This is a genomic window from Actinoplanes sp. NBRC 103695, from assembly GCF_030269485.1.
In the GTDB taxonomy this organism is placed as follows: domain Bacteria; phylum Actinomycetota; class Actinomycetes; order Mycobacteriales; family Micromonosporaceae; genus Actinoplanes.
In genome coordinates this window covers 24,554-48,972 of the sequence record NZ_BSTL01000006.1, presented here as the reverse complement: position 1 = coordinate 48,972, position 24,419 = coordinate 24,554, and the positions used below count along the sequence as shown (strand labels likewise).

At 72.4% G+C, this 24,419-nt stretch carries 22 protein-coding genes and 1 pseudogene; 11 read left to right on the top strand and 12 right to left on the bottom strand.

The window, feature by feature from the left end:
• Positions 1-70 precede the first annotated feature (70 nt).
• Both QSK31_RS11280 and QSK31_RS11275 read left to right on the top strand, forming a co-directional pair.
• Positions 71-322: a hypothetical protein gene (locus QSK31_RS11280; RefSeq protein ID WP_285683400.1), complete on the top strand. Its 252-nt coding sequence runs from the start codon at positions 71-73 to the stop codon at positions 320-322.
• Positions 323-387: 65 nt separating this feature from the next.
• Positions 388-1,038: a hypothetical protein gene (locus tag QSK31_RS11275; RefSeq protein ID WP_285683399.1), complete on the top strand. Its 651-nt coding sequence runs from the start codon at positions 388-390 to the stop codon at positions 1,036-1,038.
• A gap of 60 nt (positions 1,039-1,098) precedes the next feature.
• Here the strand turns inward: QSK31_RS11275 and QSK31_RS11270 are convergent, their stop codons facing one another.
• Together QSK31_RS11270 and QSK31_RS11265 are read right to left on the bottom strand one after the other, a co-directional pair.
• Positions 1,099-1,764, bottom strand: coding sequence for a VanZ family protein (locus QSK31_RS11270; protein WP_285683397.1), 666 nt, complete (start codon positions 1,762-1,764; stop codon positions 1,099-1,101).
• A gap of 70 nt (positions 1,765-1,834) precedes the next feature.
• Positions 1,835-4,012 carry a WD40 repeat domain-containing protein gene (locus QSK31_RS11265; protein ID WP_285683396.1) on the bottom strand — a complete coding sequence of 726 codons (2,178 nt, stop codon included), beginning with the start codon at positions 4,010-4,012 and terminating at the stop codon, positions 1,835-1,837.
• A 158-nt stretch (positions 4,013-4,170) separates the two neighbouring features.
• On the opposite strand from QSK31_RS11265, the gene QSK31_RS11260 reads away from it, so the two are divergent.
• The 4 genes from QSK31_RS11260 to QSK31_RS11245 are packed head-to-tail and all read left to right on the top strand — an operon-like array spanning position 4,171 to position 7,496.
• Entirely contained in the window at positions 4,171-4,671 is a 501-nt protein-coding gene (locus QSK31_RS11260; protein WP_285683394.1) for a pyridoxamine 5'-phosphate oxidase family protein, read from the top strand.
• A gap of 9 nt (positions 4,672-4,680) precedes the next feature.
• Complete coding sequence (locus tag QSK31_RS11255; protein WP_285683392.1) at positions 4,681-5,328, top strand: nucleoside/nucleotide kinase family protein; 648 nt, start codon at positions 4,681-4,683, stop codon at positions 5,326-5,328.
• 10 nt (positions 5,329-5,338) lie between these two features.
• On the top strand, positions 5,339-6,328 hold the full coding sequence (locus QSK31_RS11250; RefSeq protein WP_285683391.1) for a phosphotransferase family protein: 990 nt from the start codon (positions 5,339-5,341) through the stop codon (positions 6,326-6,328).
• On the top strand, positions 6,312-7,496 hold the full coding sequence (locus QSK31_RS11245; RefSeq protein ID WP_285683389.1) for a metallophosphoesterase: 1,185 nt from the start codon (positions 6,312-6,314) through the stop codon (positions 7,494-7,496). The genes QSK31_RS11250 and QSK31_RS11245 overlap by 17 nt, the downstream gene beginning before the upstream one ends.
• Positions 7,497-7,533: 37 nt before the next feature.
• On the opposite strand, the gene QSK31_RS11240 is transcribed toward QSK31_RS11245, so the two are convergent.
• Positions 7,534-8,436 (bottom strand): aminoglycoside phosphotransferase family protein, encoded by a 903-nt coding sequence (locus QSK31_RS11240; RefSeq protein ID WP_285683388.1) that lies wholly within the window; start codon positions 8,434-8,436, stop codon positions 7,534-7,536.
• Positions 8,437-8,546: 110 nt separating this feature from the next.
• Between QSK31_RS11240 and QSK31_RS11235 the strand changes: the two genes are divergently transcribed.
• The 4 genes from QSK31_RS11235 to QSK31_RS11220 all read left to right on the top strand — a co-directional run bounded on the left by QSK31_RS11235 (position 8,547) and on the right by QSK31_RS11220 (position 15,280).
• Positions 8,547-12,026: an ABC transporter ATP-binding protein/permease gene (locus tag QSK31_RS11235; protein ID WP_285683387.1), complete on the top strand. Its 3,480-nt coding sequence runs from the start codon at positions 8,547-8,549 to the stop codon at positions 12,024-12,026.
• A gap of 60 nt (positions 12,027-12,086) precedes the next feature.
• The gene (locus QSK31_RS11230) at positions 12,087-12,923 is read left to right on the top strand and encodes an aminoglycoside phosphotransferase family protein (RefSeq protein ID WP_285683385.1); all 837 of its coding nucleotides are present in this window, start codon (positions 12,087-12,089) and stop codon (positions 12,921-12,923) included.
• A gap of 43 nt (positions 12,924-12,966) precedes the next feature.
• Entirely contained in the window at positions 12,967-13,650 is a 684-nt protein-coding gene (locus QSK31_RS11225; protein ID WP_285683383.1) for an acyl-CoA-like ligand-binding transcription factor, read from the top strand.
• A gap of 196 nt (positions 13,651-13,846) precedes the next feature.
• Positions 13,847-15,280, top strand: a complete 1,434-nt coding sequence (locus QSK31_RS11220) for an FAD-dependent monooxygenase (protein ID WP_285683382.1) — start codon at positions 13,847-13,849, stop codon at positions 15,278-15,280.
• Here the strand turns inward: QSK31_RS11220 and QSK31_RS11215 are convergent.
• Entirely contained in the window at positions 15,252-16,082 is an 831-nt protein-coding gene (locus QSK31_RS11215; RefSeq protein WP_285683380.1) for a S1C family serine protease, read from the bottom strand. The two genes, QSK31_RS11220 and QSK31_RS11215, sit on opposite strands and share 29 nt — an antisense overlap.
• A gap of 199 nt (positions 16,083-16,281) precedes the next feature.
• On the opposite strand from QSK31_RS11215, the gene QSK31_RS11210 reads away from it, so the two are divergent.
• On the top strand, positions 16,282-16,563 hold the full coding sequence (locus tag QSK31_RS11210; protein ID WP_285683379.1) for a peptidoglycan-binding protein: 282 nt from the start codon (positions 16,282-16,284) through the stop codon (positions 16,561-16,563).
• Between the two features lie 81 nt (positions 16,564-16,644).
• Here QSK31_RS11210 and QSK31_RS11205 read toward each other — a convergent pair whose 3' ends face one another.
• From QSK31_RS11205 to paaN, 8 genes and pseudogenes are all read right to left on the bottom strand, one after another.
• On the bottom strand, positions 16,645-17,331 hold the full coding sequence (locus QSK31_RS11205) for a cutinase family protein (protein ID WP_285683378.1): 687 nt from the start codon (positions 17,329-17,331) through the stop codon (positions 16,645-16,647).
• Between the two features lie 134 nt (positions 17,332-17,465).
• Positions 17,466-18,557: a 1,2-phenylacetyl-CoA epoxidase subunit PaaE gene (paaE, locus tag QSK31_RS11200; protein WP_285683377.1), complete on the bottom strand. Its 1,092-nt coding sequence runs from the start codon at positions 18,555-18,557 to the stop codon at positions 17,466-17,468.
• 1 nt (position 18,558) lies between these two features.
• Complete coding sequence (gene paaD / locus QSK31_RS11195) at positions 18,559-19,056, bottom strand: 1,2-phenylacetyl-CoA epoxidase subunit PaaD (protein WP_502872941.1); 498 nt, start codon at positions 19,054-19,056, stop codon at positions 18,559-18,561.
• A 416-nt stretch (positions 19,057-19,472) separates the two neighbouring features.
• A pseudogene (locus QSK31_RS49200) lies at positions 19,473-20,225 on the bottom strand (1,2-phenylacetyl-CoA epoxidase subunit PaaC); the annotation flags it as partial.
• Positions 20,225-20,509 (bottom strand): 1,2-phenylacetyl-CoA epoxidase subunit PaaB, encoded by a 285-nt coding sequence (gene paaB / locus QSK31_RS11185; RefSeq protein ID WP_285683374.1) that lies wholly within the window; start codon positions 20,507-20,509, stop codon positions 20,225-20,227. The pseudogene QSK31_RS49200 and the gene paaB, both read right to left, overlap by 1 nt.
• Positions 20,506-21,426, bottom strand: coding sequence for a 1,2-phenylacetyl-CoA epoxidase subunit PaaA (paaA, locus tag QSK31_RS11180; protein ID WP_285683373.1), 921 nt, complete (start codon positions 21,424-21,426; stop codon positions 20,506-20,508). The genes paaB and paaA overlap by 4 nt, the downstream gene beginning before the upstream one ends.
• Positions 21,427-21,472: 46 nt before the next feature.
• Entirely contained in the window at positions 21,473-22,645 is a 1,173-nt protein-coding gene (locus QSK31_RS11175) for a thiolase family protein (protein ID WP_285683371.1), read from the bottom strand.
• Position 22,646: 1 nt separating this feature from the next.
• Positions 22,647-24,329: a phenylacetic acid degradation protein PaaN gene (gene paaN, locus QSK31_RS11170; RefSeq protein ID WP_285683369.1), complete on the bottom strand. Its 1,683-nt coding sequence runs from the start codon at positions 24,327-24,329 to the stop codon at positions 22,647-22,649.
• Positions 24,330-24,419: the final 90 nt, after the last annotated feature.

Here is a 24,419-nt window from a genome sequence, read left to right as displayed (position 1 = left end):
AAAGTCATAGGCGTGGATCGGCCCACCGGCAGAAGCGCGGGGGGCGCCTCGACCGGCAGGGTGCTTCACCATGACCGGAAATCGTGCGATCGACCCGCTGCGCCTGGCCGAGTCGGCCCTCGAGGCGGCGGTGATCCTGGGCGTCACCGCGATGCCGGTGGCCTGGCGAGTCCTCGACGGCTCACTCACAGCGATTCTCACGCTGATGCTGGCACTCCTGACGTCTGGCGTCTACGCACTACACGCCGTAACCTTCGACTGCTTCCGGATGACGGGCCACCGCGTGAAACGCAGTTTTTCGGTTACCCAAAGTAAGGACTGAACCGCTACCGCGCGCCGCCCGTACCCCGAGGTAGAGACCCGCAGCACTACCCACGGGAGCGGCCAATGTTCCGGCTCATTCAGCTGAACACTCACCTCGGTGTCCCTCGCATCGGCGTCGACCCGGACGGCTACGCCTCCGAACGCGCCGCCCTCGCCCGCTATCGCGCCACGCCCGCCAGCTTCTTCGGCGTCGGCCGCTTCGACGACGAGGGCACCCTCGCCGAGATCATCATGGACACCGTCTGCGGCCCGATGGGCGACTGCCCCCGGCCCGCGACCGTGGTGCACGCCCGGACCTTCCAGCGCCTCTGCGACACGTGCGGCTTCGGCCTCGAGGTGCTGACCGTGCCGGAGCTGGCGTTACGACTGGGGATAGCGGTACGCCTGGCGCCCGTGCTGGCCCGGTCCGGCCGGCACGCGGCGGCGGAGTTCGCGTTCACGGCGAGCAACCGGATAGCCCGCGAGTTCGCCACCCACATCGACGACCCGACCTGGCGCAACGAGGTCTGCGCGGAGCTCGCCCGCAACCCGAGCTCGGTCAACGGCCTGCTGATCGGCGTGGGCGCCCTGAGTCACCGCGAGGTCCTCGACCTCTATCCCGCGCTCCGCACCCTGGGCGAGCAGATCCCGGCCTGCGTCCACGGCGATCTCCTCCGGGCGACCGCCCGCCCGCTCTCCCCCGCCGGCGTCGCGGCACTGCGCCTGTGCATCTGATCCAGCGGCGCTGGGCTCAACCCACCGGCGCCGACTGAGCCCGGTCCACCGGCGCTGGGCTCAGCTCGCCGGCGCGTGCGCGGGTTGAGCCCGGTCCACCTGCGCCTCGGCCGCGGTGCGCCACCAGCGGCGCGACAGCAGCGCGGCCAGGGCCGCGCCGGTCGCGTTGACCAGGACGTCGTCCACCGACGACACCCGGTCCAGCTGGAAGACGTACTGCGCGGTCTCGATCAGGACCGAGCAGACCGCCCCGAGCGCCAGGATCCGCGGCACGGAGGCCAGCGCGGCGAACCGCATCGGCGCGAAGAACCCCAGCGCCGCGAGGACCAGCAGGTTGCCGCCGATTCCCAGCGGCCCCATCGTGATCAGGTCCCGCAGCGGGATCAGGCTCACCCGGCCGGGTACGACGCCGGCGCCCGGCCCGGGCATCACGGTCAGCCACACGAACGGCAGCGTCCCGTAGATCATCCCCACCTCGGCCAGCGAAAACCGCCACGCCGAGCCGCCGCGGGTCCTCCGCAGCCACGCCAGAGCCCCCGCCAGCAGCAGGGCGAGCGGCACCCCGGCCAGCGTCATGAGCACCACACCGTTGTCGGTGCTGAGGCAGCCGTCCCACAGCCCGTCCAGGCACGCCGGCCCGGCCATCAACAGCGGCCTCCGCACGACGTACGCCCCACCGGCCAGGCCGAGAATCGCCAGGCCGAGGAGCACGATCTTCCGGTTCATGCCCCCATTACAGACGGTGATTCGTATCGCGGGCGTAAGCATCTCCGCCTACGCCCGCGATACACGGCCGTCAGGGCCCCGACGATGTCTCGCCGCCACGGCCGCGTGGTCCCGGCGGCTGCGGGCCGGGCACGCTCAGCACGTCGATCGTCGTGGGTGTGCCGGTGGCCGGCCGGTCCATGCGCCACCGCCGGACGGTCTGGTCCGTGCCGGTGCTGGCGAGGGTGGTGCCGTCGTGGACGAAGGCGAGGGCGTTGACCGCGCCGGTGTGGCCCTGCAACGTCTTGCCCTCGTGCGAGCCGGTCCTGCTCCACAGCCGCACCGTGGCGTCGCTGCTGCCGCTGGCGAGCCACCGGCCGTCGGGGCTGAACGCGAGGGTGTTGACGGCACCGCCATGCCCCTTGCCGTCGTTGTTCTCCGATGCCGGCAACCACCGCCGGCGCTGCCCGGTGATGTCGCTCAACCAGATGCGCGCGTCGGCCTTGTACGGCTCGTGATACCGCTCGCGGGCGACGTTCCGGCGCCCGCCGGCGGCGGCGAGGGTCGTGCCGTCGGGTGCGACGGCGAGCGCGAGGACCTCGTCGTCGTTGGCCCGCCACGGCCCCAGCCGCGGCCGCCCCGGGTGGTGCGGATCCCAGACCGTCACCCAGCCACCGGCCCCGCCGGCCGCCAGCCTCGGCTTCCCCTTCCGCTCGGCGAAGGCGAGGGCGTTGACCCGCCGGCCGGGGGCCGGGGTGAACGTGCCGGAAGCCTTGAAGGTCTTGGCGCCCCGCATGTGGATCTTCACCGTGTCACCGGCGGCGACCGCGAGGGTGGTGCTGTCCCGGCTGAACGCCAGCGCGCTGACCGCGGCGGAGCGGCCGGTCACGTTCCTGGTGGCGGGCAGGGTCAGCATCGGTGCGGTGAACCGCTCACGCCCCGGTGCCGTGTCCCACAGCCGGACCGCGCCGTCCACGCCGGCGATCGCCAACCGCTTGCCGTCCGGGGCGAACGCCACCGGGCACGGGACCTGACCGGTTTCCGCGCTGGTCTCCACCCGCTCGGTCACCTGAGGCGCGGGCACGGTTCCCAGCGGCTGCCCGGCCCGGTCCCACAAGCCGAACGCGCAGTCCCACCCGGCGGCGACGAGCATCCCCCCGGCCGGCCGGTAGGTCAGCCCGCGCGGTGGCAGCAGTGATTCCCGCAGCGTCTCGCAGGTGATGTTGTGTGAGTTGTAGGTGATGCCGCGCAGCGTCATCAGGATCGGCGCCTTGCCGGGAAGTTGATCGCGGTCGCGATGGCAGGCAGGTTGCGTGACGACGCTGTCGTAGGGCAACCGCACGATGCGGCGGGTATCGGCCTCCAGGACCGTCAGCTCGTTCTCGTCCTTGGCGAGCAGGTATCCCTCGAGCACCCCGACCCGCACCACGGACAGCAGCCGCGGCTCGATCGTCTTGTCCTGGGTGGAGATCTCCGCCGGATACGACACCGCGTAGATCTGGGCCGGCATCCACGGCACCTCGATGGTGTGCACCAGGTACGCCGTCGCCGCGACGGTGCCCAGCACCAGGAACGTGCGGCCGCGCAGCCATCGGGCACGGCCCGCGAACCGGGCCAGCTTCCGTGCCCTCACCAGGGCGTTGACGGCCGCGTCGGCCGCGACGGTGGCCACCACAAGGACCAGGCACGGCTCCCACAGGTCCCTCGGCACCGGCAGGCGCAGATAGACCAAGCCGCCGGCGGCGAACGCCAGCAGGAGCCACCGGGCCTTCACCGTGTGCCGGCGCGACGGGCGCAAGCCCAGTTCCAGCCGGACACAGACGGCGACGAGCGTCACGCCGGTCACGAAGAATTCGGTCGGTGACAGCAACGCCGTCACCGCGACGATCGCGACCACGATCGGCCAGGTCGCCACCGGGAAGCGAGACCGATCCGGGTCGCGCCACCAGGACACGCCGAGCCACCCGACACCCAGCGCGAGCGCGGGCATCACCGGATAGGCGTACATGGCGATCGTCCCCAGCAGCACCTGCAACGGCGCGGCCGCGATCAGCCCGGTCGTCGTGGTCAGCGAGTACTTCGCCACCGCGAAGACCTTCACCAGGAAGAGCACCGCGAGCAGGACGGAGCCCACGGCGGTGGCCTGCCCCAGGTCGATCGGCGTCCGCCGGGCCCGTTCCCCGGCCGGCGGCGTGACCGCCCCGGTCGATACGGCGGGAGGTTCCGGCGTCCGCGCCGAAGGGGGCTTGCTCCGCTGTCTGGCCGGCAAGGCCGGGCGCTGAGGGCGGGATCCTGGGTTACGAGACACGATGGCTAACCGCGCGGCCCGCATGACGGTTGCTGCCCCGACGGCTGACACCCGACGGTTAGGGCATCGGTGTGCGGGAAGCCCAAGGGTGGACATTCGCCGAACGTGAGGAGCACCCGGTGGCTGAGAAGACCGAGCAGGAGAAGCGGGAGACCGTCAAGGAGCTGGTCAAGGACGCTCGGATCTGCATGATCACGACGATGACGGACGACGGGCGGCACGTGAGCCGCCCGATGGCCGTGCAGGATGTCGAGTTCGACGGCGATCTGTGGTTCTTCGCGTACGGCGACTCGGATCTCGTGGCGCAGATCGGCCGGCACCCGCAGGTGAACGTCGCGTTCAGCGACACCAGGCACAAGTCGTGGATCTCCATCTCCGGCGAGGCCGTGCGGACCGACGCGCCGGCCAAGGCCAAGGATCTGTGGAGCCCGGCGCTCAAGGCGTGGTTCCCGGAGGGTCTGGAGACCCCGGGACTGACGCTGGTCAAGGTGCACGCCGAGACCGCCGAGTACTGGGACGCCGCGCACAGCAGCACCGTGCTCACCCTGATCGGGTACGCCAAGGCCGCCGCCACCGGCAGGCAGCCGGACGCCGGCGAGAACGAGACCGTCCGCATGTAGGTTCCGTGCATGACCTTTGACGACCTGGTCCGGCGGGCGACAGCGCTGGTCGAGGATGGGCGCCGGGCGGTGCTGGGCATCGCCGGCGCCCCGGCCGCGGGCAAGACGACGCTGGCCGAGGAGCTGGTGAAGGCGATCGACTCGGACCGGGTCGCGCACGTACCCATGGATGGTTTTCATCTCGCCGACGTCGAGCTGGAACGCCTCGGGCGGCGCAACGCCAAGGGCGCGCCGGACACCTTCGACGCCCTCGGGTACGCCGCCCTGCTGAGGCGGCTGCACGCCGACGAGGACGACGTGATCTACGCGCCGGGCTTCGAGCGGACCATCGAGCAGCCGATCGCCGGCGCCATCCCGGTGTTCCGCAGCGCGCGGCTGATCGTCTCCGAGGGCAACTACCTGATGGTGGGCGACGGACCGTGGGCGGGCGTGCAGCCGCTGCTGAGCGAGGTCTGGTACGCCGACCTGGACCAGGAGGAGCGGATCCGGCGGCTGATCGACCGGCACCGGCGCTTCGGCAAGGACGAGGCGGACGCGGTCGAGTGGGCGACCGGCACCGACGAGCTCAACGCCCAGGTCATCCTGGCCACCCGGGAACGCGCCGACCTGATCGTCCCGGCCGCGTTGCTCCGCGGGCTGGGCGCGCCGCCGCAATAGGCTCACCGGCATGGACCTGCCGGGCGGCGCCAGCGTCTCGATCGCGACCGCGCGGCCGGTGACCGAGGGCTGGTCGAACACGATCGCCGTGAACCCGCGGGTGCTGCGCTGCACCGCCGACGACGGCCGCACGGTGGTCGTGAAGATGCGCCGCCCGCCCGGCGACCCCCGGCAGCGGGACGGCTTCCACCGGGAGCTGTCCGCGCTGCTGCTGCTCGCCGAGCTCGGCTGCGACGCGGGACCACGGCTGCTGGCCACCGACGACAGCGCCGGCCTGCTCGTGCTGGAGGACCTGGGCGACGGCCCGGCGCTGGAGGACCTCCTGGTCGGTGCCGACCCGCAGGCGGCCACCGCCGGGTTCGTGGCGATGGCCGAGGCGGTCGGCCGGATGCACGCGGCAACCCTCGGTCAGGCGGAGGCGCTCGGAGCGCCGTGGTTCTGGGACCAGATAGACGGGCCGATCAAGGAGATCCTGAGCAGTGGCCCGATGGTCCTCTCCAACGGCGACCTCGCACCGCAGAACTGCCGGGTCACCGGCGGACGGGCCCGGCTGCTCGACTTCGAGGACGCCGCCTGCCAGCACCCGCTGCTGGACGTCGCACACTTCCGGCTCCCGTTCTACGGCGGGCCGTGCTGGGCGCGGGTGCCCGCCTTCGTCACCGAGCGCGTCGAGTCGGCGTACCGGAGAAGCGCCGGCCGGACCGCGGACCGCTCCTGGGCCGAGGGCATGGCCGCCGCCGTCGGGGCCTGGACGCTCATCCGTCTCGTACGCGTGCCGAAGCTCCTGATCGAGGACGCGCCGCACCCGATGGGATTCTCGCGGCGCGGCCAGATGCTCGACACCCTGCGGGCGGGCGTCGAGGCGACCGACGGGGTGCTCCCCCAGCTGGCGGCGCATTTCGCGGCGACCGAGCGTGATCTGCGGCAGCGCTGGCCCGGGCTCCCCGCCGCACAGGCCGTTTACCCCGCGTACGCTTCGGCGGGTGACCACCCCGAGTGAAGCGGTCGAAGCGCCGCCACGCCGCCGCCGGTCGTCCCGTGCGGTGATCTTCCCGCTGATCATCACCGTCGCGACCCTGCTGCTCTTCGGCACGTCCTGGGGCACGCTGGTGGCCGCCGGCAACGACTGGCCGACGCCGGTGTTCGTCGTGCTGACGCTCGTGTGGGTCGCGTGGGCGGTGAGCTTCCCGGTGCTGATGGTGCGCGGCCACGGCGGCGCTCACCGGGACCAGGCGGCCATCATCGCCGACACCAGCCTCGGCGTGGTCTGGGTGCTGTTCACCTGGTCGGTGCTCAGCCTGCTGCTCCGCGCGGCCCTGGCGATCGCCGGGGTCGCCGATCCGGTCCGCTCCCGCGTCGTCACCGCGGTGGTCGCGCTGATCGCGCTGGTCCTGCTCCTCTGGGGGTACGCCGAAGCGATGCGAGTCTCGCGCGTCCGGCGGGTCGACGTGGTGCTGCCACGCCTCGGCGCCGGCCTGGACGGGCTGCGGGTGGTGCTGCTGACCGACACGCACTACGGCCCGATCGACCGGGCGCGCTGGTCCCGCGGCGTGATCGACGTCGTCAACACGCTGGACGCGGACGTGGTCGCGCACACCGGCGACATCGCTGACGGCGAGGTCGCGCAGCGCCGCGAGCAGGCGGCCCCACTCGGGGACGCGCGGGCGACGCTGGCCCGGGTGTACGTGACCGGCAACCACGAGTACTTCTCCGGCGCCCTGGGCTGGGTCGAGCACATGGGCGCGCTCGGCTGGGAGGCCCTGCACAACCAGCACATCGTCATCGAGCGCGGCGGCGACCGGCTGGTCATCGCGGGCGTCGACGACCGGACCGCGGGCGGCTCGGGCCTGGAAGGGCACCACACGGACCACGCGACCGCGCTGGCCGGCGCCGACCCGGACCTGCCGGTGCTGCTGCTCGCGCACCAGCCGCAGATGATCGGCGGCGCCGTCGAGCACGGCGTCGACCTGCAGATCTCCGGGCACACCCACGGCGGCCAGATCTGGCCGTTCCACTACCTGGTGCGGACCGACCAGCCGTCGCTGCAGGGGTTGTCCCGGCACGGCGAGCGCACCCAGCTCTACACCAGCCGGGGCACCGGGTTCTGGGGTCCGCCGTTCCGCATCTTCGCCCCGAGCGAGATCACCCTCCTCACCCTGCGCACCTGACCTCTCCGCACCGCCCGACCACGCGCGCCAGGGGCGATCACGGTGCTTCGTCGTCGCGGCGGGACAGCTCGTCGGCCGCTTCCAACATCTGGGTGGCCAGGGGCTCGAGGCCGATGCCGGCCAGGACCAGTCCGGTGGAGACGCGTTCGACGACGCCCCACTCCCAGATGGCCGTCACATCCGTGTCCGTGTGGGCGGCCAGCCGGCGGGCGCGGTCCCACGGGTCGCCGGCCATCAGCTCGACCGGGTCCTCGCGCATCATCACGCCGAGGTCGTACTCGGGTTCGGCGATCAGGCCGTCCGGGTCGACCAGTTTGAAGCCGTCGCCCGCCTGGAGCGCGTTCCACTCGTGCACGTCGCCGTGGACGAGGACGGCGCGCTCCGGATCATGCGCGCGGATGCGGCGCTCGGCGGCGGCGACGGCGTGCTCGACCGTGCGCTCCTGGCAGGGCCGATCCAGCTCCACCCAGCGCCGCCGGATGTGATCGATCAGCCATCGGCCCTTCCCGGCGCCGGTGGGCAGGCCGGTCGCGGGTCTCCAGACCTCGCGGGCGGCGTCGGCCAGGATCGGCAGCCGGTCCTCGAGCGGCAGGCCCAGTTCGTACAGCGACGGGCCCAAATGCTCCAGCAGGAGCGCACCGCGACCCTCGTCGGCCTCGAACAACCGAGCGCAGCCCTCGCCGCCGGCCAGCCGCAGCACGGTGATCTCGTCGCGGGCCGCGTTGCCGAGGCCCGGCACGATCACCTTCAGCACCGCGGGCGTCCCGTCCGCCCGCGTCACCGCCGCCACGTAGGCCTCGGTGGCGTCGCCGAACGTACGGCCCACCGTCAGCCCCCAGCGTGCCGACAATTCGCCGACCAGGGCGGGCAGGCCCGCCAGCCAATGGTCCGCGCCGGCGACGCGCGCCTTGGCCACAACGGTGTCCGGGACATCGATCATGCGCGCGATCGTGACACGCGCGACAGCCGCGGGCCACGTAATTCCGTTGAAGCGCTCTCCCGCTCACCGGAGGATGGGGTTACCGCCCGACCAACTCTGAAGGAGTCCGCATGCGCCTGCTTCGTGACCTCTGGGACACGTCCGCGCCTCGGACCCTGGTGATAGGCGTGCTCGTGCTGCTCGGCGCCATCGGTCAGGCGAGCGCCCTGGCGCTGGCCGGCGGCGTCCTCGTCGATCGATCCATGACGATGTTCACGCTGCTCGCGATCGCGCTGCTCGTGTCCGTGCTGGGTGACGTCGCGGTCGGGCTGATCGCCGCCGGGCTGACCGCAGACTGGGCCGCCCGGGCCCGCCGCAAACTCAACCGGGTCGCCTTCGGGCAGGATCTGCCGGCCCTGGACAACACACCGGTGGGCGAGCTGCTCGACCGGATCGACGGCGACGTCTACCAGGTCGGCTCCGAGATGCGCGGCAGCGGCGTCCGGATCGTCCAGTCGCTCGCGGTGGCGACCATGTCGGTCTTCACCGCGTTCGTCGTCTGGTGGCCGGCCGGGGTCGGCATGCTCCTGGTCTCGCTCCTGCTCATCGCGACCATGCGCAAACCCATCGCGCGGATCGGCCCGGCCCGGATCGCCGAGGAGGAGGCCTGGTCGGACCTCGCCGCCGTGATGGAGGAGGCGATCCACGGCCAGGACGACGTGCGGACGAGCCTGGCCGCGCCGTACGTCCGCAAGCTCTACGCGCAGCGGGCACAGGAGGTGCTGACTCGGGGACGCCGGGTGTGGCGGAGGTCGTCGCGCATCACGATGGGCGCCGGAGCGATCACCCGTACGCTCATCGCGGTCCTGGTTGTCGGGGGTGCTGTCGCCCTGGTCGCCGGGCTGATCGACGGTGCCCGGCTGACCGCGATCTGGCTGCTGGCGCTGGGCTTCGGCGGCACCCTGGAACACGTCACCCGGATGGTGCCCGAGCTGCAGAACGCGCTCGGCGCCTGGAGCCGCGTCCAGCTGCTGCGGCAGGTCCCCCAGGAGCCGACCGGCGGCGACGACCCCCGCGACGGCGACCTCGAGATCAGAAACCTGACCTTCCGGTACGGCGAGGCCGACTCCGGCCGTCCGCCCGCGCTGCGTGACGTCACGCTGACCTTCGAGCGCGGCCGGTCGTACGCGTTGATCGGGCGCACCGGGTCCGGCAAGTCGACGCTGGCCAAGGTGCTCACCCGCGCGGTCGACGTGCCGCGCGGCACCGTGTTCCTGGCCGGCGCCGACATCAACGACCTGGACATCGAGGGCCTGCGCCGGTTCACCGCGATCGTGCCGCAGCGCACCGACATCCTGGCCGGCACGCTGGCCGAGAACATCGCGCTGTTCGACCGGGAACTGGTGCACCGGGCCGGCGCCGCGCTGGCCGAGCTCGGCCTCACCCCGTGGGTGGCGAGCCTGCCCGAGGGCGTCGAGACCCGGCTCGGCGAGGGCGGCTACAAGCTGTCCGCCGGGCAGGAGCAGCTGGTCGCCTTCGCCCGGATCCTGGTGCGCGACCCGCAGGTGGTGATCCTGGACGAGGCCACCGCCCGGATGGACCCGGTCACCGAGTCCTGGGTGCAGCGGGCCACCGACCGGCTGCTGGAGGGCCGGATCGGCGTGATCGTCGCGCACCGGCTCACCTCGGTGCAGCGCTGCGACGAGGTGGTCGTGCTGGCCGACGGCGAGGTGCTCGAGGCCGGACCGCTGCGGACCTCGCGCCGCTTCACCGAGTTGCTCGCCACCAGCAACGCGGCCGTCCCGGCGAGCGGGTCCGGCGGCGGCGTCCTGCTCGCCGAGCGGGACTGGGACGCCGAGCTGGCCGCCGAGACCGGCGCCGAGTCCCTGGTCAACAACCTGCCGAAGGCCGACCCGCCGCCGCTGCCGGAAGCGCCCCGCGCCCGGACGCTGCGCGAGATCATCCGGCTGGCCACCAACGACCCGCGGTACGGCCTGGCCGCCGTGGCGTTCTTCGCCGTCCTGGTGCTGCTCGGCCTGGACGGCGCGATCCTGCCGCTGCTCTGGGCGAACGTCGTCGACGGTGTCGGCGATCCGCTCTACCCGGCGATCGGCATCGCGGTGGGCCTGGTCGTGGCGATCCCGACGCTCTTCTACACCGGCGCCTGGTTCCCCGAGTGGTGGGTGCGGCAGATGCTGCGGATCAGCCTGCGCCTGGTGCACGGGCAGATCGGGCCGCGCCGGGTCAGCAAGTACACGCCCGCCGAGGTGGTCGCGCAGGGTGGCGACACCGAACGCGTGGTCATGCTCGCCGACAACACCATCGACCTGGCGATGAGCGTCCTGATGATCATCGCGATGACGTGGGCGTCGGGCAGCATCGTCCCGGCGCTGTTCTTCATCGGGACGATGCTGGTGTCCGGGCTGACCGCCACGCTCTTCGGGCCCCGGCTGGAGGCGGCGGCCCGCCGGACCGTGGCGGCCCGCGCGGCGTTCGCGACGGCCCTGGTCAGTTCGCTGACGGCGGCGCGTACGGTCAAATTGGCCGGCGCCACCGCGCCGGTGCTGGACCACCTCGCCGAGCTGGACGCCGACCGCAGCCTCAAGCAGCGCCGCGAGATCTCCATCCAGGTGTGGGCGCGGTCCACGCCGTCGGTGCTGAGCGGCCTGCTGCCGATCGCGGCGTGGGCGCTCTACCTGGCCGGTGACCTGGCCGCCCCGGCGACGCTGATCGCGGTGGCCACGCTCGGCAGCGCCCGCTGGTTCGCCTGGGTCGCGGCGTCGCTGGTGTCGCACTTCCCGTCGGCACGGGTGTGGACCCGCCGCACGGTGGCGATGTCCGGGGCGTCCGAGTACTCCTCTCCGGTGGACGGCGTCGACCTCGCCCTGGGCACGGCGCCCGCGCCCGCCACGGCCGAGCGCAACCCGTTGCAGCGGCTCACGTTGAGCGGCTTCAGCGCCGTGCACGAGAATGGCACGGTGGGCGTGCAGGACGTCGACCTGACCGTGGACCGCGGCCAGCTGGTCCTGGTCGTCGGCCCGGTCGGCAGCGGCAAGTCGTCGATGCTGCGGGCGCTCGCCGGGATCGTGCACCACACCGGGCGGCTGGCCTGGAACGGCAGCGCGGTCGACCAGCCGGAGCTGTTCCTGCGGCCCAACCAGGTCGGCTATGTGGCGCAGCTGCCCCGGGTGCTGTCCGGCACGGTCGCCGACAACATCCAGCTGGGCCACGAGGTGGACGCGGAGGACGCGGTCAGCACGGCCCAGCTGGAACACGACCTGGCCGCGGCCGGCGGTGGCCTGCAGCTGCTGATCGGTCACAAGGGCACCCGGTTGTCCGGCGGGCAGCTCCAGCGGCTGGCCCTGGCCCGGGCGCTGGCGCCGCGTACCGAGCTGCTGATCGCGGACGACGTCTCGTCGGCGCTGGACGTCACCACGGAGCTGGAACTGTGGCGGGCGCTGCGCTCGCACGGCGTCACGGTGGTCGGCTCGACGTCGAAGCGGGCCGCCCTGGTCCAGGCCGACCACGTGGTGGTCCTGATCGGCGGGCGTGTCGAGGCGCAGGGGCCGTGGCGCGAGCTCGAGGACCGCTGGGGTCACCTTGCGGGCTGACACCTGGGGTCGCTGTGCCCGCTGACACCTGCGGTCGCCGTGCGGGCTGACAGCGTTCCGGTGCCGGATCGGCGGCACGTCGACGCCGATCTGGTCAGCCGGCTGATCGCCGCGCAGTTCCCGCGATGGGCCGGCCTGCCGGTCCGGCCCGTCGCGGTGAGCGGCTGGGACAACCAGACCTTCCACCTCGGCGACACCATGTCGGTGCGGCTGCCCACCGCGGCGGAGTACGCGCTCGCGGTGGAGAAGGAGCACCGGTGGCTGCCGGTGATCGCGTCCCAGGTTCCCCTGCCGGTGCCGGTGCCGCTGGCCAAGGGCTCGCCGGGCGACGGGTACGGGTTCCCGTGGTCCGTCTACGAGTGGATCGACGGCGCTCCAGCCACTGCCGACGACCTTCCTCCGTTCGCGGACGACCTGGCCGCCTTCCTCGTCGCGCTGCGGAAGGTCGACCCGGACGGCGGGCCACCACCCGGGCTGCACAACTGGTTCCGGGGCGGGCCGCTGGAGGTCTGGGACGCGGACACGCGGCGGGCGATCGCCACTCTCGGCGAGGGGATCACCCGGGATCGCGTCACGCGGATCTGGGAGGAGGCGCTGCGGTCGTCGTGGGATCACGCGCCGGTGTGGTTCCACGGCGACGTCGCCCTGAACAACCTCCTGATCAGGGACGGCGCGCTGGCCGCCGTCATCGACTTCGGGACGTGCGGGGTCGGCGACCCGGCGTGCGACCTGGTGATCGCCTGGACGGTCCTGACCGGGGCGAGCCGGGAGGCCTTCCGGGCGCGGATCGACGTCGATCAGGGGACGTGGGCGCGCGCACGGGGGTGGGCGCTGTGGAAGGCGCTGATCACCTCCGACGAGGCCGTGCTCGCCGAGATCACCGCGGATTCTGCGTGACACGCATCTTTGCTTGGCACGCAGTTTTTGCTACTGTCGTCCCGTGGGATGGCGCGAGGAGAAGAAGCAGGCGACCCGGGCCGCCCTGAGCTGGGCGGCGGTGCGGCTGACCGTCGAGCGCGGCTTCGACAACGTCCTCGTCGAGGACATCGCCGCGGCCGCCGGGGTGTCGCCGCGCACGTTCAACAACTACTTCTCGAGCAAGGGCGAGGCCATCTCCGCCCGGCACCTCGACCGGTACCTGCGGATGGTGGACAACCTGCGGGCCCGGCCCGCCGGCGAGCCGCTGTGGGACGCGATCCGGGCGGCCGTCGCCGGCGTCGTGCGGGACGGCCCCGCCGAGCCGGGCGACGATCTGCCCGACCGGGAACGCTGGTTCGCCGGCGTCGGCGTGATGGTGCGGCATCCGGCGCTGCAGGCCGAGTTCCTCCGGGCCGGGGCGCGCGCCGAGGCCGCCCTGGCCGAGGTCATCGCCGCGCGCACCGGCACCGACCTGGACAACGACCTCTACCCGCACGTGATGGCGGCGGCCGTGCTCGCCACCGCCAACACGGCCATGAACCGCTGGATGACCCGCCCCGAGGCGACCGACCCTGGTCGCGACCCGGCGACCGGCGTCTCGGAGCTGATCATCGACGCACTGACCATGCTGGCGGCCGGCTTTCCGGCACCCGTGCGGAAGCACCCGCGCGGAAGCACTGATCCGGCACCCGCGCGGAAGCACTGAGAGGAGCCGCCGCACAGGGCCCTCCCCGAACGTGGTCAGGCCCAGGATCGGCGGCGCGCCCGGCAATTTCGGCCGACTGTCCACAGTGGCCGGACCACCCGGGAGAACCCGGCGGCGGGTATGGCCCGGACCACCTACGGCCCGGGGCCGTGATGACGGGACTTTGCTGTGCACGTACTCGAGGAGGGGTTTTCCGATGTTTGACGTCGTAGTGGCGGGGGCCGGGCCGAACGGGCTGATGACGGCCTGTGAGCTGGCGCTTCACGGGGTGCGGGCGGTCGTGCTGGAGCGCGACGCCGAGCCGCGCACCGAGCAGCGGGCCAACGGCGTGGTCGGGCAGGTCGTGCGGATGCTGGACCGGCGCGGGCTGCTGGAGCGGCTGACCGGCAGCGACGAGCCGCCCCGGCCGGCGCCGGAGTACATGTTCGCGGCGCTTCCACTGCCGCTGCACCGGCTGGCGGAGAACCCGGTCTACACCGTGCTCGTGCCGCAGCGGCGGATCGAGGAGGTGCTCGCCGCGCGGGCCGCCGAACTCGGCGTGGAGGTGCGGCGCGGGGTGGAGGTCACCGGCTTCGAGCAGCGGGCGGACCACGTGCGTGTCGGTCAGCTGGAGACGCGCTGGCTGGTGGGCGCGGACGGCGGGCACAGCGTGGTGCGGAAGCTGGCCGGGATCGGATTCCCGGGCGTGACCACGGATCGGACCGTGTCGCGGGCGGCGCACGTCAGCGTTCCGCGGCGGCTGCTGGACCGGCGCGGCGGCGGACTGGACGTGCCGGGCTTCGGGATCGTCCCGCCGTTCCGGCACACGCGGACCGAGCGCGGGATGTTCGTCTACGCGCCGTTCCCGGACGGGCGCCGGATGATCAGCGTGACCGACCGTGAGCCGGCCACCGACGAGCCGATGTCCATCGCCGAGCTGCGGGCGGCGGCGGAACGGGTGCTCGGCGTGCCGCTCGACGTGGACGAGCCGGCCGGCGACGGGCCGCATCTGCTGCGCCGGACGACCGGCGGCAACACACGGCTGGCCGAGACCTACCGGCGCGGGCGGGTGCTGCTGGTCGGAGACGCGGCACATGTGCACTCGGCGATCGGCGGCCCCGGCCTCAACCTCGGGCTTCAGGACGCGGTCAATCTGGGCTGGAAGCTGGCGGCCGAGGTGCGGGGTCAAGCTCCTCGAGGGCTCCTCGACTCGTACGAAGCGGAGCGCCGCCCGGTGGCCGAGCAGGTCGTCATGCACACGATGGCCCAGTCGGTGCTGGTCGGGCCGGGCCCGGAGGTCACCGCGCTGCGCACGCTCGTCGGCGGCCTGCTGGAGGACGAGCCGGCGTTGCGGCGGATCGCGAACCTGATCGCGGGCGCCGGCGCCGGCTACGCGCCCGACCTCACCCTGGCCGACGGCACCCGCCTGGCCACGCTCACCCGCGACGGCGGGTTCCTGCTGATCGACCGGGGCGGCTTCCGGGACAGGGTGCCGCGGGACGTGGTCCGGGTGGTGGACGATCCCGGTCCCGGCGAGTCCCTGCTGCTGCGGCCCGACTGCTACCTGGCGTGGACCTCGGCGCAGCCGGCGGCCGAGCTGACCGCCGCCGTCGAAGGCCTGATCAGCTCGCGTCTGCCTCGAGCTGCTTGACCACCTGCGCGACCGTGCCGGACGGGATCGCGAAGCCCACACCGACGCTGCCGGTGGAGCCGTCCCCGGCCGTGGCGATCGCGACGTTGATGCCGATCACCTGACCGGACGTGTCGACCAGGGCGCCACCGCTGTTGCCCTCGTTGATGGCGGCGTCCGTCTGCAGCAGGCCGGTCAGGCTCTCGGCACCGGTGTCGACCTTGCGGTCCAGCGCGGAGACGATGCCCGAGGTGACGGTGCCCTCCAGGCCGAGCGGGGCGCCGAAGGCCAGCACGGTGTCCCCGACCGCGACCGAGGCGTCCGGGGCGAACGTCGCGGGGGTCAGCCCGGACACGTCGGTGGCCTGCACGAGGGCGAGGTCGTGGGTGGCGTCGGCGGCGACCACGGTGGCGGGGACGGTACGCCCGTCCGACAGCCGGACGCTGACCGTCCCGTCCGAGGCGATCACGTGGTTGTTCGTGAGGATCAGGCCCTTGGCGTTCAGGATCACGCCCGAGCCGAGCGACGACGAGCGGCCGCCGTCGACCAGGACCGTGACGATGCTGGGCGACACCTTCGCGGCGACGGCGGCGAGGTCGCCGGACGTACCGGACGTGCCGGAGTTGACGATCGGGGTGGCCGTGCCGGTCGTCGCGGTCGAGGCGGCGGCAGCGGTGTCGCTGGTGTAGTGGTCGGCGATCGCGCCTCCGGCCACACCGCCACCGGCGACGAGGGCGAGGAGCGCGGCGCCACCGGCGACCCGGCGCGGCCACAGGGAGTCATGACGGTGGGAGCGCGGCGGCGGGATCAGCAAGTCGGTCATGACCCAACAGTCGCGCCGCGCGTTGTCACGACGTTGTGAGCCGTCTGTGAGTCCGCTGAATCTGCTCGATCTTCCTTCAGCAGGCGTCCCCTAGGCCGAAAGTCGGAGCGATTAGGGGTTCGCCGAGACCGCAGACCGAGGCGGCACACAGGTTCATCAGGCAATCCTTGAGTCACATCCGAAGGACCCAGGAGGCGCGATGACCGGCAAGGGAGTTCTGAGTGTGGTCGGCAACGCCGTCGGCGGGCTGATCGGCTGGACCGCGGATCCGGCGCCGAGCGCCGACCCCGATTCGCTGCGCGTGCTCTTCGACGACCTGGGCGTTCCGGTCACGGTTTCTCTCGATGCGGCGGTACGCCGATTCCAGGCGCAAGCAGGCCTGCGCGTCGACGGGGTCGCCGGACCGAAGACCGTGCACGCTCTCGCCCGCTACGCGGAAGAGGCCCGTGACCTGCGCTTCATCACCGATCTCGCGGCCTGAGGGGGCGTTGGCGGCCTGGGGGCGTTGGCGGCCTGGGGGCGTTGGCGGCCTGAGGGGGCGTTGGCGGCCGCCCCCGTACTGCTAGCCGACCTGGGTGGCCACGAAGTCCTCGGCCTCGTCGAGCGACCCGTTGTAGTTCAGGTGCGCGGCGAGGCTGCTCCCGCTCTGACAGAACGTGTCGTTGCGGTTGCAGAAGGACTGCGTGCGGTCCGCGAACGCGTCGAGTTCGCCCCGTCCCCGGGCGAAGACGCCGGACCGATTGCCCTGGGCCACGTTGAACGACTCACCGGCGGTGAACGTCGGGTCGCCGAACAGCACGACCGCCGCCACCCGGTCGCTCACCGCCGCGGGCACGGCCGGCCGGCCGCCCCTCGCTCCGGCGAGCACGTCGCCCGTGACCTGGGCGCCCTGTGAGTAGCCCATCAGGACGAACTTCGTGTCGGCGCACTGGGCCGCAGTGACCTCCAACTTGGCCGCCATGTCGGCGACACCCTGACGGACGCTGTTGTTGTAGTTGCCCAGCGTGGCCGGATAGTCGACCGCGGTCGACTTCACGGTCGCGTCCAGGTTCTGGGTGAGGTTGCGGGCCAGCGGCCCGAGCAGCACCCCGAATCCGGGACGCTCGGTCGACGCGCGTGCGCCGATGATCTCCACGTCCGCGCATCCGTTGCCGGGCGCCTCCGCCGCGAACGTCAGTGGCGCCACCGCGAGACCCCCGGCCACCACGACGCCGGCCGCGGCGATCATGATTGCCTTGCGTAGTCGCATTCGGAACTCCATTCCTCGGTGTCCGACTTCTTGCACCGAGTACGCAGAATTCCGGGTCGCCGGACGTGCTCTATGGACTTAACCACAGGTCAGGCCACGTTTGAACCACATGCACCAGCCGTGCGTAAACCCAGTCAGGCGTCGTAGTCGACGACAACGACCTCCGTCAATGGCATGGCCTGACAGGTGAGGACGTAACCCGCTGTGACCTCATGCGGGTCGAGCGCGAAGTTCCGCCGCATCGTCACCTCACCCTCGACCACCTGCGCCCGGCACGTCCCGCACACCCCGCCCTTACACGCGAACGGCAGATCCGGCCGCGCCCGCTGCGCGCCCTCGAGCACGGTGTCCCCGTCCGCCACGGTCACCGTCGTCGACCGCCCGTCCAGCAGCACGGTCACCTCACTGCCCACACCCGGCAGATCATCCGCCCGCACCACATCGGGCGGCGCCTCGTCCACCCAGAACAGCTCCCGATGGATCCGCTCGGCCGGCACACCCCACGCGCCGAGCACCTCGGTGGCATCCACGACCATCCCGAACGGCCCGCACAGCCACCAGTGATCCACGGCGTCCACATCGATCAGGACCGGCAGGAGGGTACGGAGCTTCGCCGCGTCCAGCCTTCCGCTGAGCAGATCCACCTCCCGCGCCTCCCGGGACAGCAGATGAACGAGCTCCAGCCGCGCCGGATACCGATCCTTGAGGTCGGCCAGTTCCTCCGCGAACATCACCGTGTCGGCCCGCCGATTCCCGTAGATCACACAAACCTGCGTCTCCGGCACGGCCGGCGCGCCCGCCCCGATCAACGCGGGCGCCCGGTCGAGCAGGGATGCCGCGATCGAGATCACCGGAGTGATACCGGACCCCGCCGCGATCAGCACGTGCCGCCCCGGCGAAGTCAGGTCCGGCGTGAAGGTCCCGGTCGGAGGCGCCACCTCGACGAGGTCGCCGGGGCGCACCGCACGCACCAGCCAACCGGAGACCAGACCGCCGGGCACCTCACGCACCCCGATGCGCGGCGCCGCGCCCGCCGGAGCGCAGATCGAATAGGTGCGGCGCTCGTCGGCCGGATCGCCCGGCTTCCGCACGGTCAGCGACTGGCCCGGGCGGAAGGCGTACCGGCCGGCCAGCTCGGACGGCACGTCGAAGGTGACCGCCACGGCGTCGTCGCACAGCCGCTCGACCGAGGCGACCCGCAACGGATGAAACTCGCGGACCACCACGTCAGATCTCCTTCACATGCTCGAACGGCTCCCGGCACACCGGGCAGCGGCGCAGCTCCCGGCAGGCGGTAGCGCTGAACGCCGCGATCTGCTCCGACTCCGGATGACCACACTGCGGACAGGCGATGCTCCGCCTCGGCGCACCCAGCACGAGCGGCACCGGCCCATCGTGGCGGCGCGCGGCGGGCCCCGGCGGCGAGATCCCGGCAGCGGACAACTTCGCCCTGCCCTCCGGCGTGATCCAGTCGGAGGTCCACGCGGGCGACAACTCGGTCCGCACCTCGACAGCGTCGAAGCCCGCACCAGCCAGCGCACGCCGGATGTCCGCCCGGATCTCATCCATCGCCGGGCATCCCGAATAGGTCGGCGTGACCGTGACGACCACGCCGCCGTCGTCCTGGCGCACGTCCCGGATCACGCCGAGGTCCGCGAGCGTCAGCATCGGCATCTCGGGGTCGGTGACCGTGGCGGCCACCTCGGCGGCGGACGGGCTCACCAGACACCCCCGGGAACCGACCGCGCCAGGCCCTGCATCTCGTCGAGGATCTCGGCCAGCGCGGGGGTGTGAACGCCGTCTCGGCCACTCTCCGCCAGCGGCGAAATTTCGAAATTCGCAGCGCGCGCACCGCCGCCTCCCCCACCCCTGTGGGTGGGCGGCAATGTAGCGCCCGGCAGCGACATTTCTGCCGCGTCGTCCACAGCGGAAACAGCGTCAGGCGCTTCTGTGGACAACGACGCGTCGGCGGCCGAGGACTCCGCCGGGGCAGCGGCCGAGGACTCCGCCGGGGCAGCGGCCGAGGACTCCGCCGGGGCAGCGGCCGGCTCCGCCACGGTTGCGGCGGTGAGGACCTGGCTCAGGATCGCGTTGAACTCGGGACGCCAAGTCGTGGGAGCCAGCGGGGACGGCTCGTGGTCGAGCTCGGCGAGCAGCGGCCAGAGGGCGTCGATCGCGGACTGCATGCGGGAGTGGGACTCGTCGGTGCCGTCGCCGAGGCGGACCACCCAGTGGGCCGCGTACTCGCGGTGGTAGGTCAGCTCCTTGACCGCCTTGGTCGCGACGGCCGCCAGGATCGGGTCGGCGGTGTCGCGGAGGCGGTCCAGGACGGCGAGGCGCCAGGTCGCGAAGGCGAGGAGGCGCGCCACCAGGTGGGCGAAGTCGGCGTCGGCGCGCTCGACCAGCTGGACGTTGCGGAACTCAGCCGGCCCGCGCCCGAACGCCAAGGCGTCCTCGCCCCGGGCGCCGGTTGAGGCGTCTCCGGCAGCCGACGAGGCAGCGACAGGGGCGTCTCCGGCAGCCGACGAGGCAGCGACAGGGGCGGGGGCGGCGGCCGACGAGGCAGCGGCAGGGGCGGGGGCGACGTCGGCGGAGGCCTCGGCGGCTCGGGTCAGCAGGAGGCGGGCCTGGCCGAGCAGGTCGAGGGCGATGTTGGCGATGGCCACCTCGTCCTCGAGCTCAGGCGCCAGGGTCACCCACTGCTGCAGCCGGTGCGACATGATCAGCGCGTCGTCGCCGAGCATCAGGCAGTACTCGGCGAGAGCCGCACGGTCCACCCCGGGCGGGATCGCCGCGGGCACGCCGGCCAAGGGGTCCGCGAAGCCCGTGCCGTACGCCCAGCGGGTGTCGTCGTCGTGGTCGGTGAGCGCGCCGTACGCGTCGTCGAAGGACATCAGATGTGCGGGACGGAGTCGGGGATGGCGTAGTACGTGGGGTGCCTGTACGCCTTGTCGCCGCTGGGGGCGAAGAACGGCTCCTTGTCGTCGGGGCCCGAGGAGACCACGTCGTCGGAGCGGACCACCCAGATGCTCACGCCCTCGTTGCGACGGGTGTAGAGGTCTCGCGCGTGGTGCAGCGCCATCGTGTGGTCGGCTGCCCGCAGCGAGCCGACGTGCACGTGGTTGAGGCCCCTCTTGGCCCGGACGAACACCTCGAACAGAGGCCACTCGTGGTTCATGACGCCTTCTTCCGTGCGTGTGCGGCGGCCGCCGCGCGGACCCAGGCGCCGTCCTCGTGGGCTTGCCGGCGGCGGGTGATCCGGGCGGCGTTCATCGGCCCGTCGCCGGAGATGACGCGCTTCAGCTCGTCCCAGTCCGGCGTACCGAAGTCGTGGTGTCCTCGCTCCTCGTTCCACCTCAGGGCGGGGTCGGGCAGGGTGACACCCAAGGACACGGCCTGGGGTACGGACATGTCGACGAACCGTTGGCGCAGCTCGTCGTTGGTGTGCCGCTTGATCTTCCAGGCCATCGACTGGGCGGTGTTGGGCGAGTCGCCGTCGGGCGGGCCGAACATCATCAGCGACGGCCACCACCAGCGGTTCACCGCGTCCTGCACCATCTCGCGCTGGACGTCCGTGCCGCGCATCATCGTCATCAGCAGCTCGTAGCCCTGCCGCTGGTGGAACGACTCCTCCTTGCAGATCCGGATCATCGCCCGCCCGTACGGGCCGTAGGAGCTGCGGCACAGCGGCACCTGGTTGCAGATGGCCGCGCCGTCCACCAGCCAGCCGATGACGCCGACGTCGGCGAAGGTCAGCGTCGGGTAGTTGAAGATCGACGAGTACTTCTGCCGGCCCTCGATGAGGCGGGTGGTGAGGTCGCCGCGGTCGGCGCCCAGCGTCTCCGCGGCCGAGTAGAGGTAGAGCCCGTGCCCGGCCTCGTCCTGCACCTTGGCCAGCAGGATCGCCTTGCGCCGCAGCGTCGGCGCCCGGGTGATCCACTCTCCCTCGGGCTGCATGCCGATGATCTCGGAGTGCGCGTGCTGGGCGATCTGCCGGATCATGGTCTTCCGGTACGCCTCCGGCATCGGGTCGCGCGGCTCGATCCGCTGGTCCCTGGCGATGGTGTCCTCGAAGTCGAGCATCACGTCTCCCATGTGAAGAACCCCTGACCGATCGTCGCGGCCCGCGCACTCCGTGAGCTCATACCCGCTCCAGCAGCATGGCCAGGCCCTGGCCGACTCCCACGCAGAGGGTGGCCAGGCCACGCCGGGCGTCCTCGCGTTCCATCCGGCCGAGCAGGGTGACCGTGAGCCGGGCGCCGGAGCAGCCCAGCGGGTGGCCGAGCGCGATCGCGCCGCCGTCCGCGTTGACCCGCTCCTCGTCCAGCTTGAGCCGCCGGATCACGGCTAGCGACTGGGCGGCGAACGCCTCGTTGAGCTCGATCGCGTCCAGGTCGCCGACGGTCCAGCCGGAGCGGGCCAGGACCTTCTCGGTGGCCGGGACCGGGCCGATGCCCATGATGTGCGGCGGCACCCCGGCCGCGGCTGCGGTGACCACCCGGGCGCGGGGCGTCAGGCCGTAGCGCTCGACGGCGGCCTCGCTCGCCACGATCAGCGCCGCCGCGCCGTCGGACAGCGGCGACGAGGACCCTGCCGTGACGATGCCGTCCTTACGGAACACCAGCTTGAGCGCGCCCAGCTTCTCCAGCGTGGAGCCGCGCCGCGGGATCTCGTCGGCCGCGAAGTCGCCGACCGGGACGAGCTCGGCGTCGAACCTGCCGGCGTCGATCGCGGCGATCGCCCGCTGGTGGCTGCGCAGCGCGAACGCGTCGCTGTCGGCCCGGGTGATGCCGTCGAGCTCGGCCACCTCCTCGGCGGTCTCGCCCATGCTGATCGTGGTCTTGCCGCGCTCCTTGAAGATCGGGTTGGTGAACCGCCAGCCCAGCGAGCTGTCGACCACCTCGCCGGGACGGGCCCACGGGGTGCCGGGCTTGGCCATCACCCAGGGCGCGCGGGTCATCGACTCGACGCCGCCGGCCACCACGATGTCCGCGTCACCGACCCGGACCGCGTTGGCGGCCGCCTGGATCGCGGTCAGCCCGCTCGCGCAGAGCCGGTTGACCGTGAAGCCGGGCGTGGTGTCGGAGAGCCCGGCCAGCAGCGCGGCCATCCGGGCGACGTTGCGGTTGTCCTCGCCCGCCTGGTTGGCCGCCCCCAGGATCACCTCATCAATCACATCCTCGGGTACGCCCGCCCGCCGCACCGCCTCGCCCACGACCAGCGCCGCGAGGTCGTCGGGCCGGACGCCCGCGAGCGACCCGCCGTATTTGCCCTGAGGTGTGCGAACGCCGCCGACGAGAAACGCTTCAGGCATGCTATTTCTCCAGCTCAGTGTGCCGCCTCGACTGCAGGACGAAGAACCTGCCACTGACGAACCAATCGTCCGTCAACGCGGCGGTGGCCGCCGGGTTGGCGCCGGTGCCGTGCAGATCGCTGAACGCGGCGGTCTGGTTGACGAAGACGCCGCCGGTCAGGTTCTCCGACAGGTGCACGCCGGCGTCCAGCGCGGCGTCCCGGGCGGCCTCGATCACCTCGGGCGACGTGGAGTAGACCGACGCCGTCAACGCGCCGTGGTGGCGTACGGTCTCGACGAAGATCTCGAGGCTCTCCGCCGTGGACGCGGTCGTGATCACGAAGGACACCGGCCCGAACCACTCGCGGGTGTAGACCTTGTCGTCGGCGGCGTCCAGCCGGACCACCACCGGGGTGCGGATCGTCGCGTCCGGCCACTGCGGGTCGGCCACCTCGCCGGTCGGCCGGACCACGCTGGCGGCGCCGCTGGCCTCGGTGAGCCGGGACAGCACGCCGTCGTTGACGATCGCGCCGAGGGTGCCGGCCGCGCGCTGCGGGTCGCCGAGCAGCTTGTCGACGGCGGCGCTCAGGTCGGCGGCGAACTCCTCCGGCGTCCTCGTCCCCGCGTCTGTCCGCACGCCGCCGGCCGGGACCAGGAAGTTCTGCGGCGTCGTGCACATCTGGCCGCTGTAGAGCGAGAGCGAGAACGACAGGTTGCGCAACAGGCCCTTGTAGTCGTCGGTGGAGTCGACCACGACCGTGTTGAGCCCGGCCTTCTCGGTGTAGACGACGGCCTGGCGGGCGTTCGCCTCCAGCCAGTTACCGAAGTCGCTGGACCCGGTGAAGTCGACGATGCGCACGTCCGGGTGGGTGGCCAGGGTTACCGCGATGCCGTCGCCGGGCGACTCCGCTGCCAGCGTCACCAGGTCGGGGCTCTGCCCGGCCTCGGCCAGCACCTCACGGGCGATCCGCACGGTCAGCGCGAGCGGGAGCACGGCGCCGGGGTGCGGCTTGACGATCACCGGGTTGCCGGTGACCAGGCTGGCGAAGATCCCCGGGTACGAGTTCCAGGTGGGGAACGTGTTGCAGCCGATGACCACCGCGACGCCGCGGCCGGCGACGGTGGCCGTCTTGGTCATCCGCAGCGGGTCGCCGCCGCGCTGAGGCTTGGTCCAGGTCGCCTCGGCCGGCCCGCGCGTGGTCGCGTCGAGCGCGGCGGCCACCGCCTCGAGGCCGCGGTCCTGTGCGTGCGGGCCGCCCGCCTGGAACGCCATCACGAACGCCTGGCCGGTGGTGTGCTGCACGGCCTGCGCGAACTCGAACGAGCGGGCGTTGATCCGGCGCAGGATCTCGGCGGCCACCCCGGCACGGCCCTGCGGCCCGGCGGCGCGCCAGGCGGGGGTGGCGGCGCGGGCGGCGGCGATCAGCGCTGCGGGGTCCGCCGTCGGATAACGGATGCCCAGCTCGAAGCCGTAGGGCGAGCGCTCGGTGGCGACGCTCCCGGTCACGCCGGGCAGGTCTATCTCGAAGTCGCCGTTCAACTGGTCACGGAACGCCTGCTCGCCGGCCGGGGCGGCCTCCTCGCCGTAAACCGACTTGCTGGGCGACTCGGGATAGGCGGACCAGTAGTCGCGGGACCGGGTCGCGGCGACCGCCCGGTCGAGCAGCTCACGATGCGTCTCGTACAACTCGGCGGGGGTTGTCATCTGCGCTCCTGTGCGGTTGGCTGTCTTCATTATCTACCGTCCGTTCGTTCGGTTATCAAGCCTTGGGGGTGGTGATGGCACAGACTGCGG